Consider the following 13,970-nt stretch of genomic DNA (forward strand, 5'->3'; position numbering starts at 1 on the left):
TCCTCGTCTGTTTTGACCCGCCGCAGGCTGTTCCTAACGTAGCGCCGTAGGGCTCTCGCTTGCGAGATCGTAGACAGGCTCTAAAAACCTGGCCGCCGAGCATGATTTCGGCTGCCCTTTGGAGCCATGCGCCGCCCCATGTCTGTGATCCTCAAATCATTTAGTTCGCTGTATTTCGCCACCCTGTTGATGCTACTGGGCTCGGGTTTGTTGAGTACTTACCTGGCGCTGCGATTGGCGGAAACGGCCGATGGTTTGTGGGTTGGTGCGCTGATGGCGGCCAACTATGTGGGCTTGGTGCTGGGCGGCAAGATTGGTCATCGGCTGATTGCCCGGGTTGGCCATATTCGCGCTTATGTCGCCTGCGCCGGCGTGGTCACCGCAGCAGTGCTCGGGCATGGGCTTAGCGACTGGCTACCCAGCTGGTTGCTGCTGCGTATGCTGGTCGGTCTGGGCATGATGTGCCAGTACATGGTGATCGAGAGCTGGCTCAATGAGCAGGCGGAAACCAGCCAGCGTGGCCAGGTGTTTGCCGGCTATATGGGGGCCTCTTACCTCGGACTGATCCTCGGTCAGTTGGTGCTGGTGGTGCATCCGACGCTGGGTCTTGAGCTGCTGATGCTGGTGGCGCTGTGTTTTGCCCTGTGCCTAGTGCCGGTGGCATTGACTCGTAAACTGCACCCGGCGCCCTTGCATCCAGCGCCGCTGGAAATGCGCTTCTTTATTGACCGTGTGCCGTTGTCGCTGACCACCATTGTGGTCTCGGGCCTGCTGATCGGCTCGTTCTACGGCCTGGCGCCGCTGTACGGCACGCGCATGGGCTTATCTACCGAGCAGATCGGCCTGTTTATGGGCTGCTGCATCATTGCTGGTCTGGTGGTGCAGTGGCCGTTGGGCTGGCTGTCTGATCGGCATGACCGCGTGCAGCTGATTCGCGGCTGTGCCGCGTTGCTGGCGCTGGCCGCGTTGCCACTGGCGATTCTGCCGCAGGCCAGCTTGCCGCTGTTGTTTGCCGGCGGCTTTGCGGTGTGCGCCTTGCAATTCAGTCTCTATCCGCTGGCAGTGGCGCTGGCCAATGACCATGTCGAGGCCGAGCGACGGGTATCGCTGACGGCCATGCTGTTGGTGACCTTCGGTGTTGGCGCGAGTATCGGGCCGTTGCTGGCGGGCGTGCTGATGCGCTTTCTTGGTGCCAACATGCTGTACGCCTTCGTCTGTGGCTGCGCCTTGATTCTGGTGCTGCGTATTCGGCCGGAGCGCGTCACTCATCTGCATCAGGTCGACGACGCACCGTTGCACCACATTCCCATGCCGGACAGCACCACCAGCTCGCCGCTGACGGCGGCACTCGACCCGCGTGTCGATGAGCAGGTGGTGCATGAACAGATGCACGACAACAATGCCGTGCAAGAGCCGGACGCCGAACCAGCAGGGGAGTCGCCCACTCAAACAGAGGCGCGCGGATGACACCGCTGCTTAGCGTGGTGATCCCGGTGCGCAATGAGGCTCAGACGTTGCCGGCCCTGTTGGATGATCTGGCTGATCTGCGCGCTGGTGGTGTCGAGTTGATCCTGGTCGATGGCGGCAGCACTGATGGCACCTGCGAGCTGGCGCTGGGGCGGGTTGATCAGTTGCTCAGAACAGCACCGGGCCGCGCCTTGCAGATGAATGCTGGCGCGGCCTTGGCTCGCGGTGAGTACCTGTGGTTCGTGCATGCCGATACGCGGGTCAGTGCTGAATCGCTGGACAGTCTGCAGCGCGCGCTTAGCGAGCGGCCGTTGTGGGGGCGTTTCGATGTGCGCTTGTCCGGCCCGGGCCTGGCGTTGCAACTGATTGGCGCGATGATCAGCCTGCGTTCGCGCCTTAGCGGGATTGCCTCGGGTGATCAGGGCATATTCGTTGCCCGGCAGAGATTTGAGGCTTTGGGTGGTTATGCGCAGATTCCGCTGATGGAAGATTTGCAGCTGTGCCGCCGTTTGAAGGCGCTGGCTCGCCCGCGTTGTCTGCGTCCACCGTTGTCGACCTCCAGTCGGCGCTGGGAGCAGAACGGGATCTGGCGTACCGTGATGCTAATGTGGTGTCTGCGGTTGGCCTATTACTGTGGCGCCAGCCCGGACAAACTGGCTCGTCAGTACCGTCGAGGGTCGCTGCTATGAACCTGTCGATCTCATTGCATATGCTCGCGCGAGCACCTGTTGCCGGGCGGGTAAAAACGCGTCTGATCCCAGCCTTGGGGGCTCAGGGCGCCTGCGATTTGCAGCAGTTGCTGTTGGAGCGTGCGTTGCAGTTACCGGCCCATGGCTTTAGTGAGCGTTTTCTGTGGTTGGACGATTTGCCGGGCGCGGATTTGCAGGCGTTTGCGCAACGTCTTGGCTGGACGCTGGTCGAGCAGCCGGCAGGCGACCTGGGTGAACGCATGCGTCGTATCGCCACTCTGGGGCTGGCGGAAAGCGATGCGGTAATCCTGATTGGCAATGACTGTCCGGCACTTGACGGCGATTATCTGCAGGCGGCTTGCGGCGCGTTGCAGGAGCGGCCCGTAGTTATCGGTCCGGCAGAAGACGGCGGTTATGTGCTGCTGGGGCTGCGCCGCATAAACGCTGCCTTGTTCAGTGATATGCCATGGGGAACGGAGCGGATCTTTGACATGACGCTGCAGCGGCTGCAGCAGCTGGACTGGTGTCCGGCGCTGCTGCCTGCGTTGTGGGATGTGGATCGGCCTGAGGATTTATCGCGCCTGGCTGCACTGAATATCTTGATCTAGAACAGCCCGTCACTCTCGAAGCGCCGCGCTTCACGTTGTATCTGGTAGACAAAACGTTCGACCAGGCGCTGCTCCTGGCCATTGATGCGGTGAAAACGTGCGCCAACAAAGGTGGTGTCGACCTTCTCTTCATACTGCACATGACGCATTTCAATGGCAGTGGTCATGGCGCCGAAAGGAAAGCGGGCGGTAAACCGCTCGTATACCTGACCAGCTTGCAGGCTGCTGCTGATATTGCCGGGAAAGCGCAATTTGCAGCCGGTAGCAGAGATATCCAGTAAATGTCCGGGTATGGCTGTGCGTAGTTTATCGCCGGCCAGCTCGATCTTGATCAGTTCGCTTTGCTTGAGCGGTGCACGGAAGGCACTGCGCCGTTGGTGGTAGGTCACCTCAAGCGGCATTGGGCTGAAATAGCAGCGCGCACCTTCATGCTCGGTGATGCGCACGCTCTGTTCGCATTTCCAGGCTACGCGCACTCCTTCATGGAAGGCTTCGACATTGAACGCCTCGCCATTGGCCAGGTAGCGCTCGCCGTCGTTTGGAACCAACTCATCGAGAATCAACAGATTCTTGTCGCGATCCACATTGATCACGTAGCTCTGGAAGCGCTGATTGCGTTCGTGGAAGGTGATGATCAGCGGGTCATGGTTTTGTTGCAGTTGGCGCAGGTTGGCAACTATTTCCACCGGTGCCTTGAGCACCTTGGGTGGCTGCGGGCCATCTTCCTGGCTAAAAGGACTGGACACGGTCCATAACTCTCCGAGCAAATGCTATGGCACTAGCATACTGGCAATGTGACAGTATGTCCCCTGTGCCTTTTATAGGTTTCAGGCCTGGCTGAGCGGGCGCTGCTGGCCGATTCTAGCGGCACTGCCGCGGCTGTCATAGAGGCTGGGCGTCTCGTTGCCACGCAGAATGCCGAGCATGCTGTGAGCCGAGGCCTGGCTGGAGCGAATCAGTCGGCCATTGCGCAGGTTGGCCGCTTGGCAGCGCTCGAGCAGGGCGTTGAGTTGATCGCCACGCTCAAGCAACAGTTCGCCTTGGCTGGACTGTGTGGCAAGCGCTTGCAGGCCCGTGCGGTCGGGGCTGAGGTTGAGGCTGGCGAGTAGCTGGCTGCGTTCCTTGCCATGCTGGTCAAGCAGGCTCAGCAGCGGCAGCTTGTCAGCCAGAATGCTCTGCAGGCGGGGGAGGTCGCGGTCAGTGAGAGCTTGAAACTCGGTGTCGATCAATTCAAGCAACTGCTCAGCGGTGCCGATATCGTTGGTGAACAGTTCAAGCAGGCTGGTGTCGTGCATTGCGGGCTCTTCGGGGTAACAGACGCTGCAGGAGGTGCGCGCAGTGTCTATTGGGCGGCCAATTACCCCAGCGTAGTCCGGTGACTAGCGCTGGGATTCGAAATTAAGCAGTTTGCTGGCGACGCGCTGGCTATCGACTTGGTAGCTGCCATCTTCGATCGCCTGCTTGAGCTGAGCGACGCGTTCTTTGTTGACGGTCGGCTGGTCGCGCAGTTTTTCGCTAACTTTTTGCAACTGTTGGGCCTCGCGGCTCAGCTGTACCGACTCGCCGCTCTTGCCGGCTTGCTGCGCCTGCTCGACGGGGCTGGGTACGTTGCCGGGTTGTTTACCGCCGATGGCTTCGTTCTGGCCACCTGCCTGCGCACTGCCGGTCCGCCCCGAGTTGGCTGGCGATGCGGCATTGTTGAGCCGGTTGATGTCAATGACCATGATGCAAAACCTCGAACAGTGTTTGGACGCTTGCCTAGCTTGTCGGCATTGCCCTGAAAAACTTTAGGGCAAAAAAGTGTGCGTCAGGTAACAGTCTAAACACAGTGTGGATAATCGTCAGCTCACCGAGTGCACAAAGTTAAAACAAGAAGCATGCCTACATCGCGACTTCAACCTGTCCAGGCCCAACTACACGGGCTCTGATCACTCGATTGGAACGTTGATTGCGCACGCTGATCTGTTTGCCTATCGTGCCGTCCGACAAGGCTTCGCCGGGCATGCGTACGCTGATGCCAGCGCTGCGGGCGCTGATCACGACCTGATCACCTTTGCGTATGGCCTCGGCCGCTTGCACATGAATCGGCGCAAGCACCTGATCGGGCAACAATGGCCGCGTCAATTTTTTGCCGATTGCTTGCTTGAGAGCGGTCAGATAACCCTGGTTGAGCAGCCCAACATCTCGTTCGGCTAACACCACATCCATATCCGTCAGCAGATTGTTGCGTTTCAGCGGGCGACTGGCGATCACCACTTCGCGGTACAGGCGCACTTGCCCAGGTACAAATACTGTCCAGGGGGCCGCACCGTCACAGCGTACGCGTAAGGTCACGCGGCCAATAGGCTCAGCAGGGCTTTCCAGGGTAGTGGTCAATGGCTGTGGGCACAGCGGCAGGCGCAAGCGTGGGTCGAGTCGGCTGATTTGAATCTCATGGCGGCCAGCGATTTTGCTACGCTGTAAATAATCACTCACCGCTTGCTCAAGAAAAACTTCGCCAGCGCCGATAAGTTGTTCAGGTCGTGTGGCGTTGGCTGTTGCCAAGGCGCTATAGCCGAGTGCCAGCAAAGCGGGTACAACTGCCAGCCAGTAGCGGCATTTTGCCAGTGAGTGTCGGTTAGTTGTCGTTTCAGTGTTCATGTGGGTTGGATAGCAAGGCGCGTGCCGCCTGCTACGCTGACAGCAATCTGTTACTCAAATAAGGAGTTTGGGTATGGCCGGTGTGATGGATTCGGTTAACCAGCGAACTCAGTTGGTTGGACAGAATCGTTTGGAGTTGTTGCTGTTTCGTCTGAACAGCAACCAACTGTATGGGATCAACGTATTCAAGGTGAAAGAGGTGCTGCAATGCCCCAAGCTCACCATCATGCCGAAATCCAGTCCGGTTGTTCGCGGTGTCGCCAGTATTCGTGGCGGCACTATTCCGATTCTTGATTTGTCCATGGCCACCGGCAGTGCGCCGCTGGCCAATATCGACAACAGCTTCGTCATCATCACTGAGTACAACACCAAGGTTCAGGGCTTTCTGGTGCACTCGGTCGAGCGCATCGTCAACATGAATTGGGAGTCGATTCATCCGCCACCCAAGGGCACCGGGCGTGACCATTACCTGACGGCGGTTACTCACTTGGATGACAAGATGGTCGAAATCATCGATGTTGAGAAAATCCTCGCGGAAGTAGCTCCGACCTCTGACGTGATCTCCGAAGGTGTGCTTGACGCAAAGACCCAGGCGCGCGCAGTGAGCATGCGTGTACTCACGTGCGACGATTCATCTGTGGCGCGCAAGCAGGTGACCCGGTGCCTGGAGACTGTTGGCGTCGAGGTGGTGGCGCTGAACGACGGACGTGAGGCGCTGGACTATCTGAATGCGATGGTTGAAGAAGGCAAAAATCCTGCAGAGGAGTTTTTGATGCTGATTTCCGACATCGAAATGCCGGAAATGGATGGCTATACGCTGACCGCACAGATCCGCGCCGATCCGCGCATGCAAAAGCTGCACATCATCCTGCATACTTCGTTATCTGGCGTGTTCAACCAGGCCATGGTGAAGAAGGTGGGCGCAGATGATTTTCTCGCCAAGTTTCGCCCGGATGACCTGGCGGCACGGGTAGCTGCCCGCATCAATATCGCGGCAGGGGACTGAGGGCCTGGCCCTCAGTGAATCATATGTTTGTCGAGGCCTCGCGAGTGTCTACAGGTAATTTGGATTTCGAGCAGTTCCGGACTTTCCTGGAAAAAGCCTGCGGCATCCTGCTTGGCACCAACAAGCAGTATCTGGTTTCCAGTCGGCTCAACAAATTGATGGAGCAGAACAGCATCAAGACCCTGGGTGAGCTAGTGCAGCGCATGCAGAGTCAGCCACGCAGCGGTTTGCGCGAACAGGTGGTTGATGCCATGACCACCAACGAAACCCTGTGGTTTCGCGATACCTATCCGTTCGAGGTGCTGAAAAAACGCGTGCTGCCGGAGATGATCAAGGCAAGCCCCGGTCAGCGCCTGCGCATCTGGTCGGCGGCTTGTTCGTCCGGGCAGGAACCTTATTCGCTGTCGATGACTGTCGATGAGTTCGAGAAGACCAATATTGGTCAACTCAAGGGCAGCTTGCAGATTGTGGCCACCGACCTCTCGCCGACCATGTTGATCAACTGTAAATCCGGTGAGTACGACAGTCTGGCGATGGGGCGTGGGCTTTCTCAGGAACGACTGCAGCGCTATTTCGACCCCAAGGGGCCGGGGCGCTGGGTGGTCAAGCCGGCGATTCGTAGCCGTATCGAGTTTCGTCCGCTGAACCTGTTGGACAGTTACGCCAGCCTGGGCAAGTTCGATGTGGTGTTCTGCCGTAACGTGCTGATCTATTTTTCGGCCGAGGTGAAGAAGGACATCCTCACGCGCATTCATGCCATGTTGAAGCCCGGCGGTTATCTGTTCCTGGGGGCGTCTGAAGCGCTCAATGGCTTGCCTAACCACTACCAGATGGTGCAATGCAGTCCCGGGATTATCTACAAAGCGAAGTAGTTATCGCAGGGTTCAAAAAACGGGACGCCAGTGGCCTCCCGTTTTTTATTCCGACCTTACAAGCTGCTGGCCTTAACCGCAGGCGTAAATGGCAGGCATTTGCTGTGAGTATCCGGCTCAAGATAAGGCTGCAGAATCGGCGCCATGCCTTTGAGCACCTGTACCGGTAGCGCTGAGGTGAAGCGGAAGCTTTCTGCCGCGCGGCCAGGGACGAAGGCAGTAAGGGTGCCGAAGTGACGTGGGCCGAGGTAGAAGACAAAGGTTGCTGTGCGGTTCATCGCGCGTGAGCTGAGTACCCGGCCACCGGCGCCGACGGTTTCGATGCGGTTATCACCGGTGCCGGTTTTGCCGCCGACTTTCAGCGGTTGGCTGTCAGCCTGAGTAAAGCTGCCCAGCAAGCGTCGCGCAGTGCCTGCCTCAACCACATCGGCGAGGGCGCTGCGCAGCGCGGCCGCGACCTCAGAGGCCATGACTCGCTTGCCTTCGGTATGGTCGCGTACCACCAGGGTGTCATAGGGTGTATCAGCGGCGAAGTGCAGGCTGTCGATGCGGGCAGTGGGTTGCCGAATGCCGTCGTTCTGAATAATCCCGACTAGCTCGGCCAACGCTGCTGGGCGATCACCGGAGCTGCCGATGGCGGTGGCCAGCGATGGCACCAGATGGGCGAAAGGGTAACCGAGGTTTTGCCAGCGCCGGTGAATATCGAGGAAGGCCTCCACCTCGAGCATGATGCGGATGCGGCTATCGCGGGCGCTCTTGTGTCGGCTGCGGAACAGCCAGCCGTAGACCTCCTGGCGTTCGTCCTGGCTGGCGGCCACCGCATTGCTGAAAGTGGCTTGCGGTTGTTCGATCAGGTAGCCCAAGAGCCACAGCTCAAGTGGGTGGACGCGGGCGATATAGCCCTGATCCGGCAGGCTGTAGGTGCCGGGTCCGTATCTCTTGTAGAGATCTGCGATGCGCTTATCGCTGAGCTTTTCCTGGGGGAGGTACTTGCGCAGGAAGGCGGCGAAGCCGGCTTCATCGCTATGTGGAATCAGGTAGCGGTGCACGGCGGCGAGGCGTACCGAGGTGTGGCGCAGGCCGTTGAGAAAGGTGTCCAGGCGCTGTTGTTCCGGCTGGCCCTGGTATTTGCGCCAGAAACGCAGCAGGAAGGTGGTGCCCTCACGGTCGGCGAAGTCCTCTAGATAGGCCTGGCGGCGCGGATCCTTGTCGTCCTTGAGCAGCTCGGCGCTGTTGTTCGGGGCCTGATAGGTGCTGTAGCGCACCAGGTCGCGCATCAGGCGGATAAATGGCAGGTTGAGCGACTCGCGCAGGGCTTCACGCATGCTGGCGATGCGCTGGTTATCCTCACGGCGGAAGTTGGCGAAGGTGTGAATGCCGCCGCCAGTAAAGAAACGCTCACCCGGGTTTGCGGAATATTTGCGTTCAAGCGCCGCATCCAGCATGGCTGGCAGGCTGGCATTGGGAGTGCTTTGCAGATAACCGATGGCCCAGCGGGTAAGGTTGTCCTGGGCGTTGACTGCGCGCAACTCGCTGGCGCTTTGGCCTGCATGGCGCTGGTGCAGCTCGGCGATGATTTCCAGGTAGGTAGCCAGCACCCGGAGTTTGGCGGTGGAGCCCAGTTCCAGCTTGCTGCCTTCGTTGATATCGAACGGCTGGTCTGTGCTGTCGGTTTGCACCCGCACCACGCTGCCGTTACTGGTGCGCTCGAACAAAGTGAAGCTGTAGCGCACATCGGCGGTCTTTTCCGGGGATAGCAGGCGCTCGCCAAACAGACCGATCTGCCCGGCAAATTCCGGGTCGGCCAATTGCTGCAGGTACTGACTGGCGGCTTGCTGCAGCTCGTTGTTCAGCGTGCTGGTGGCACTCAGGTCGAGGCGATCTAGGTCATACAGTGGCATGTTGAGCATGGCTGACAGCCGCGCTCGCGAGACGCTGATGCCCTTGTTGCTGTCCACCGGCTGCAGGTTGGGCTCCAGGGCCCAGTCGCGGTAGGTGAGTGGCTGGTTCAGCGCCGCATCGCGTAGCGCTGCGTCAATCAGGCCGCCGCCGGCCAGCAGGCGGATATGGCTGTCAGTCAGTTCGGCCAGGTCATTGCGGCCCTGCGCCAGGTAATAGGATGGGCGGCGCTGGGCAATCATCAGGGCCAACACCTGGCGCAGGGCCAGACCGCGCTCAGCCAGGCTCGCATCTGGCGAGCGTGTGGGGTCGAGCAACCGGTTGACCTGGGCGAAGTCCGCGCCGAACCAGATGCGCAGACCATCAGCCAGGCCATGCACCTCGCCATGTCCAGGGGCAGCAGACAGCGGCACGCTGTTGAGGTAATCGCGAACGATATTTTCTCGCGCAGCCAGTGTCTGCGGGCCGCTCTGGTAGGCACGCACGCTGGCGGAAAGCATCTGCCGCAGTTTTTCCGTGGCCGACAAGGTCAGGCCGTCCGGGGAGTGGCGATATTTCTCCAGCTGGGTGGCCAGGGTGCTGCCACCTGCAGACTGGTCCTGCATATCCAGCAGTTTGCCGACCTGGGAGATGGCCGCCATGACGAAGCGTGGCCAGTCCACTGCCGGGTTGGCCAGCGGCTGCTCGGGGTCGAGCAGCTTGCGGTTTTCAATAAACAGCAGGCTGCCGGCTACCAGCGGCGGGATGGCGTTGAAGCTTGGGTAGCGTTGTTGCGGGTAGCGGAATTCATAGAAGGGCGTACCGCTGCAGTCACTGATGCGCAGGCCGCTCTGGATCTTCTCCGGGTAGGGTACAAACAGGCCGCGCTGGGCATAGTCGAGCAAGGCGGGGGAGAACTGCGCCTGTTGTTGCACGATAAAACTGCGCTGACCAAGCCGCTCCAGCATCAAGGGCAGGTTGGTGTAGCCCTGGCGCTTATCGAAAGGGCCTTCCTTGGGGTAGATGATCGATGGGCTGGGCCCCGGTTTGACCCGATAACTGAGGGTTTGCGCATAGCGGCTGATTTCCTGAGCCTGAAAGCGCGAGGTGCGGGCTTCCTCGACAAGCAAAAAACCGCTAGCGATGCACAGCAGCAGAACAAGCAGCCAGAAGGTGACTTTCAGCTTGCTGGTGCGCTTGCGCCGGTTGGGTTGTTCGCTGGCCGGCAGGGTGGTGATGTCGAGTTGCCAAGGTGCGCCCATATTCATTTAGCCTGATGTACTCATCCATAGGTTTGACAGGTTGCTGAATAACATCAGCGGGTTTGAACACTGAGCTCCTCTCAGCTGGCCACTGTTTGCAGTTTAGTCGCTGGTGCAGCGGGCAGGCCGGGATGGGCTTGGCAGGCAGAGGGTTTTTCACTGTTTTTTATCTGCCGCTAGTGGCCTGTCTGGTTAATCCAATAACTCATTCCGAATTACAGCCAGCTTTGCTCGATGCACGGAGCTGATAATCGACTCAGCCGTTTTGCTCCAGCGGAACGGCTTAGCCGAATGTTCGTTATGAGCCTCAATGAAGCGACGTATCGCCGCTCTCAGGTCAGCCACGCTGCTGAAGGCATCACGATAAAGCGCCCGTCTTTCCAGTTGCGCAAACCAGCCCTCCACGGCGTTCAGCCACGAGGCGCTGGTCGGTGTGAAGTGCAGCTTGAAACGGGGATGCTTCTCCAGCCATTCCCTGACGGCAGCGGTCTTGTGAGTCGAGCTGTTGTCCAGAATTACATGCAGGTCCAGCTCGGCGGGAGTGCTGCGGTCGATCTGTCGAAGGAACTCCAAAAACTCCTTGGCCCTGTGCCGCTGGGTGATACGGCCGATGACCTTACCCGTCAGGATGTCAAAGTCTGCGTACAGACTGGCCGTACCGTGGCGCTTATAGTCATGCGTCCGCCGCTCAATCTGCCCGGGCTTGAGCGGCAGCATGGGCTGTGTGCGGTCCAGCGCCTGGATCTGTGTTTTTTCGTCAACAGATAGCACCAGGGCGTTGTCGGGCGGATTCAAATAGAGCCCGACGACATCGACCACTTTGTCTGCAAAGTGCGGGTCGTTACTGATCTTGAAGGTTTTCAACCGGTGCGGCTTGAGGTCGGCAGCAGCCCACACCTGTGCGACCTGCCAGATGCTGACCCCAGCGTACTTGGCCATCAACCGTAGGCTCCAGTGGGTAGCTTCGCGCGGGACTCGCTGGGTCGTCAGCGTCAGGATTTCCTTGATCTTCGCTTCGTTGAGCTTGCGAGGCGCTCCACTGCGCCGCAGGTCACTCAGCCCCTCCAGACCGGTCTCCTGGTAGCGTTTACGCCATTTGAAGACCACTGGCGCAGAGACTTGCAGCTGCTCGCTGATCTCCTTGGGCGTGAGACCGTTGGCCAGCAGCAACAGAATTCTGGCCCGCTGGCCGATGCTCTGAGGCAGCGATCCCATGCGTAACCAGCCTTGCAGCATGCCGGCATCACTGGGACTCAAGAAGAATGGGGCTGCTGGCCGGGCCATATGGGAGCTCAATTCATGACGATAGAGCGCGCAGTATACTGGCCCGACATTGGTTTAACGAATTTTACAGACAGTTCACTAGCGCGTTCAGCGATTGTGCGAGGGGCGCGGCGGGTAGGTCGAAATCGATTTCGCTGGCAGCCTGGGACATCGACGACAGGCCGAGCAGCAGGCTGCTGGCCAACAGGGTAAGGTGCCGGGTCGGGGTTTTCACTGATGGGGCTCCGGGAAAGAAAAAGGGACGTTCCTGGAAATAGCCGCTTCAGACACGGCAAAACCCTACCTCGTGGTGCAATTATTTTTTCAGGTTGCGCCGGCTCAGGCTCAGCGTGCCGTCGGTTGCCGTGTGCAGTTCCACTGGCAATATCTGCGGCAACAGGGTCAGCAGAGTGCCCAGGTTCGCGCGTTCGAAGGTGCCGGACACCGGCAATTGGGCCAGGTCAGGCGTGGCGAGGTGTACGGCGGTGTTCTGCTGGCGCTCGAGGGTATCCAGCACCTCGATCAACGGGGTGCGCTCGAACACCAGACGGCCTTCGGTCCAGCCGCTCAACGCCTGGGCGTCGACCTGAGTCGGCTCGCCCAATTGGCCGCTTCGTGACAGCAGCTGATGGCCAGGGCTGAGCAGTTGTTCAGTCGTCTGACCTCGCACGCCGACTCGGCCTTCGACGACGGAAATACGCACGCTGTCCGCCAGACGGCTGACGTTGTAGCGCGTGCCGAGCACTGTGATCTCGGTTGAGCCGGCCAGAGTCCTGAACGGGCGGTAGAGTGCCGGCGCGACATCGAACAATGCCTGGCCAGCCTGCAATGCCACGCGGCGGCTGCGCAGGTGCCAGCTGACCTCGATCTGACTGGCGCCGTCGAGGGTGACGCGGCTGCCATCGTCCAGTTCGAGGCGCTGAACCTGCCCGGCCGCGCTGATGTAGACGTCGCGGTGATAGGCCGGGTCGAGCCAGAACAGCCCGCCAGCCAGCACCATCAAAACGGCCAGCACGCCGGATATGCTGTTGTGATGCCTGGTCTTCTGGGGTGGCGAGGGCAGGGGGAAACGTTTCTTAAGTTCGTCGCGATGGCGCGTTAGTGCGTCGTCCGTGGGGTTGTGTTCGTCAGCTGGGCGGTTCATATGCAGGCCTTCGTGTAACCCAGGCGTGCCAGGCACTTGGTCATACCGAGCTTGAGGTGTTTTTCCACGGCCTTCAGCGAGATGCCCAGTTGTTCGGCGACCTGCTGCTGCGGCAGCTCATGAATCTTGTGCATGACGAATACCTGCTGGCAGCGCGGCGGCAGCTCGGCAATGGCGACGCACAGACGCTCCAGTTCGTCGGCTGCGGCATGCCGGCGCTCCGGGCTTGGCGCGTTGCAGAGCACCTCGTTCAGTTCCGCCTGCACGTCCACCCAGCTCTGGCGGCGTCGTTCGCTGCGATAGTGGCTGATGGCACGATCATGGGTGATCTTGTGCAGCAGTGCCAAGGGCACGCGTACGGCCTCCTTCCCGGGTGATTCCAGCAATTGCGCGCAGACGTCATGCACCACTTCGCGTGCCGCCTGACGGTCACCAAAGCGGCGGCGCACGGAGTCGACCAGCTCGTCATAGTGGCGGGCAAGGGTGGTGATCAGGGAGGGTTTGGCGGATGCGTGAGGCAAGGGGCGAGCTTTGTAGGCATGATTATTTGTGCAAATATAAATGAGAATTCTTTGCATTTAAAGCTGCGCCTGTGCGTGCCTTGTCCCCGACACTTGCTTGGCCGATTCAGGGCAGGCCCAGGGACTGAAAGGGCGGGATCAGTCCAGCGGCAACTCGGTGGTGCGTTTCACCTCGCTCATGGCGATATGCGAGTGCGCTTCGTGTACGTGCGGGCGTTGCAGCAGGTGGTCGCGCAGAAAGCGCTCGTAGCTGGCGATGTCCTTGGCCACCACCTTGAGCAGGTAGTCCGAGCCGCCGGCCATGGTGAAACACTCCAACACTTCCGGGTAACCGACCACCGCCTGCTCGAATTCTTCCAGGTTGCTGCGCCCGTGCGCCGACAGCTTGATATCGACAAATACGGTGATGCTAAAGCCCAGTTGCTTGTGGCTGAGCAGGGCAACCTTGCGCTCGATGATGCCTTCTTCCTGCATGCGATGAATCCGCCGCCAGCAAGGCGATTGTGACAACTCCACCTTCTCGGCGATCTCGGCGGCGGAGAGGTCGGCGTTATGTTGCAGCAGGCGGAGAATCTTGCGGTCGATGGGGCTGGGTTTTTCTTGCATGACTGTTCCGAATT

At 59.7% G+C, this 13,970-nt stretch carries 14 protein-coding genes and 1 pseudogene; 5 read left to right on the forward strand and 10 right to left on the reverse strand.

Annotation, left to right across the window (positions count from 1 at the left end; genetic code table 11):
• Window positions 1-138 precede the first annotated feature (138 nt).
• Genes BLW24_RS25260 through BLW24_RS25270 form a run of 3 tightly spaced genes read left to right on the forward strand, consistent with a single transcriptional unit; the run spans window position 139 to window position 2,764 of the window.
• Window positions 139-1,467: an MFS transporter gene (locus BLW24_RS25260; RefSeq protein ID WP_090387964.1), complete on the forward strand. Its 1,329-nt coding sequence runs from the start codon at window positions 139-141 to the stop codon at window positions 1,465-1,467.
• Entirely contained in the window at window positions 1,464-2,156 is a 693-nt protein-coding gene (locus BLW24_RS25265; protein WP_090387965.1) for a TIGR04283 family arsenosugar biosynthesis glycosyltransferase, read from the forward strand. The genes BLW24_RS25260 and BLW24_RS25265 overlap by 4 nt, the downstream gene beginning before the upstream one ends.
• Window positions 2,153-2,764, forward strand: a complete 612-nt coding sequence (locus tag BLW24_RS25270; protein ID WP_090387966.1) for a TIGR04282 family arsenosugar biosynthesis glycosyltransferase — start codon at window positions 2,153-2,155, stop codon at window positions 2,762-2,764. Before BLW24_RS25265 ends, BLW24_RS25270 begins: the two co-directional genes overlap by 4 nt.
• On the opposite strand, the gene BLW24_RS25275 is transcribed toward BLW24_RS25270, so the two are convergent.
• From BLW24_RS25275 to flgA, 4 genes are all read right to left on the reverse strand, one after another.
• Window positions 2,761-3,510, reverse strand: a complete 750-nt coding sequence (locus BLW24_RS25275; RefSeq protein ID WP_090387967.1) for a flagellar brake protein — start codon at window positions 3,508-3,510, stop codon at window positions 2,761-2,763. The two genes, BLW24_RS25270 and BLW24_RS25275, sit on opposite strands and share 4 nt — an antisense overlap.
• An 81-nt stretch (window positions 3,511-3,591) precedes the next feature.
• On the reverse strand, window positions 3,592-4,059 hold the full coding sequence (locus BLW24_RS25280; RefSeq protein ID WP_090387968.1) for a flagella synthesis protein FlgN: 468 nt from the start codon (window positions 4,057-4,059) through the stop codon (window positions 3,592-3,594).
• 84 nt (window positions 4,060-4,143) lie between these two features.
• Window positions 4,144-4,488 carry a flagellar biosynthesis anti-sigma factor FlgM gene (gene flgM, locus BLW24_RS25285; RefSeq protein WP_090387969.1) on the reverse strand — a complete coding sequence of 115 codons (345 nt, stop codon included), beginning with the start codon at window positions 4,486-4,488 and terminating at the stop codon, window positions 4,144-4,146.
• Between the two features lie 157 nt (window positions 4,489-4,645).
• Window positions 4,646-5,404: a flagellar basal body P-ring formation chaperone FlgA gene (gene flgA / locus BLW24_RS25290; protein WP_090387970.1), complete on the reverse strand. Its 759-nt coding sequence runs from the start codon at window positions 5,402-5,404 to the stop codon at window positions 4,646-4,648.
• A gap of 73 nt (window positions 5,405-5,477) precedes the next feature.
• Between flgA and BLW24_RS25295 the strand changes: the two genes are divergently transcribed.
• Together BLW24_RS25295 and cheR are read left to right on the forward strand one after the other, a co-directional pair.
• Entirely contained in the window at window positions 5,478-6,410 is a 933-nt protein-coding gene (locus BLW24_RS25295) for a chemotaxis protein CheV (protein ID WP_090387971.1), read from the forward strand.
• Window positions 6,411-6,454: 44 nt separating this feature from the next.
• Complete coding sequence (gene cheR / locus BLW24_RS25300; RefSeq protein ID WP_090387991.1) at window positions 6,455-7,282, forward strand: protein-glutamate O-methyltransferase CheR; 828 nt, start codon at window positions 6,455-6,457, stop codon at window positions 7,280-7,282.
• A gap of 56 nt (window positions 7,283-7,338) precedes the next feature.
• Here cheR and BLW24_RS25305 read toward each other — a convergent pair whose 3' ends face one another.
• The 6 genes and pseudogenes from BLW24_RS25305 to BLW24_RS25325 all read right to left on the reverse strand — a co-directional run bounded on the left by BLW24_RS25305 (window position 7,339) and on the right by BLW24_RS25325 (window position 13,956).
• Window positions 7,339-10,422, reverse strand: a complete 3,084-nt coding sequence (locus BLW24_RS25305) for a transglycosylase domain-containing protein (RefSeq protein ID WP_090387992.1) — start codon at window positions 10,420-10,422, stop codon at window positions 7,339-7,341.
• A gap of 192 nt (window positions 10,423-10,614) precedes the next feature.
• On the reverse strand, window positions 10,615-11,706 hold the full coding sequence (locus BLW24_RS25310) for an IS630 family transposase (protein WP_090387972.1): 1,092 nt from the start codon (window positions 11,704-11,706) through the stop codon (window positions 10,615-10,617).
• Window positions 11,707-11,785: 79 nt separating this feature from the next.
• Window positions 11,786-11,920, reverse strand: a pseudogene (locus BLW24_RS26120) (hypothetical protein); the annotation flags it as partial.
• Window positions 11,921-12,001: 81 nt separating this feature from the next.
• The gene (locus BLW24_RS25315) at window positions 12,002-12,700 is read right to left on the reverse strand and encodes a FecR family protein (protein WP_244161308.1); all 699 of its coding nucleotides are present in this window, start codon (window positions 12,698-12,700) and stop codon (window positions 12,002-12,004) included.
• Window positions 12,701-12,825: 125 nt separating this feature from the next.
• Complete coding sequence (locus BLW24_RS25320) at window positions 12,826-13,350, reverse strand: RNA polymerase sigma factor (protein WP_090387974.1); 525 nt, start codon at window positions 13,348-13,350, stop codon at window positions 12,826-12,828.
• A 138-nt stretch (window positions 13,351-13,488) separates the two neighbouring features.
• The gene (locus tag BLW24_RS25325; RefSeq protein WP_090387975.1) at window positions 13,489-13,956 is read right to left on the reverse strand and encodes an Lrp/AsnC family transcriptional regulator; all 468 of its coding nucleotides are present in this window, start codon (window positions 13,954-13,956) and stop codon (window positions 13,489-13,491) included.
• Window positions 13,957-13,970 lie beyond the last annotated feature (14 nt).

The sequence above is a fragment of the Pseudomonas anguilliseptica genome, from assembly GCF_900105355.1.
Classification (GTDB): Bacteria; Pseudomonadota; Gammaproteobacteria; order Pseudomonadales; family Pseudomonadaceae; genus Aquipseudomonas; species Aquipseudomonas anguilliseptica.

Coding starts and splice junctions, on each gene's coding strand:
- BLW24_RS25260 (WP_090387964.1), top strand. CDS start 139: ATGTCTGTGATCCTCAAATCATTTAGTTCGCTGTATTTCGCCACCCTG.
- BLW24_RS25265 (WP_090387965.1), top strand. CDS start 1,464: ATGACACCGCTGCTTAGCGTGGTGATCCCGGTGCGCAATGAGGCTCAG.
- BLW24_RS25270 (WP_090387966.1), top strand. CDS start 2,153: ATGAACCTGTCGATCTCATTGCATATGCTCGCGCGAGCACCTGTTGCC.
- BLW24_RS25280 (WP_090387968.1), bottom strand. CDS start 4,059: ATGCACGACACCAGCCTGCTTGAACTGTTCACCAACGATATCGGCACC.
- flgM (WP_090387969.1), bottom strand. CDS start 4,488: ATGGTCATTGACATCAACCGGCTCAACAATGCCGCATCGCCAGCCAAC.
- flgA (WP_090387970.1), bottom strand. CDS start 5,404: ATGAACACTGAAACGACAACTAACCGACACTCACTGGCAAAATGCCGC.
- BLW24_RS25295 (WP_090387971.1), top strand. CDS start 5,478: ATGGCCGGTGTGATGGATTCGGTTAACCAGCGAACTCAGTTGGTTGGA.
- BLW24_RS25305 (WP_090387992.1), bottom strand. CDS start 10,422: ATGGGCGCACCTTGGCAACTCGACATCACCACCCTGCCGGCCAGCGAA.
- BLW24_RS25310 (WP_090387972.1), bottom strand. CDS start 11,706: ATGGCCCGGCCAGCAGCCCCATTCTTCTTGAGTCCCAGTGATGCCGGC.
- BLW24_RS25325 (WP_090387975.1), bottom strand. CDS start 13,956: ATGCAAGAAAAACCCAGCCCCATCGACCGCAAGATTCTCCGCCTGCTG.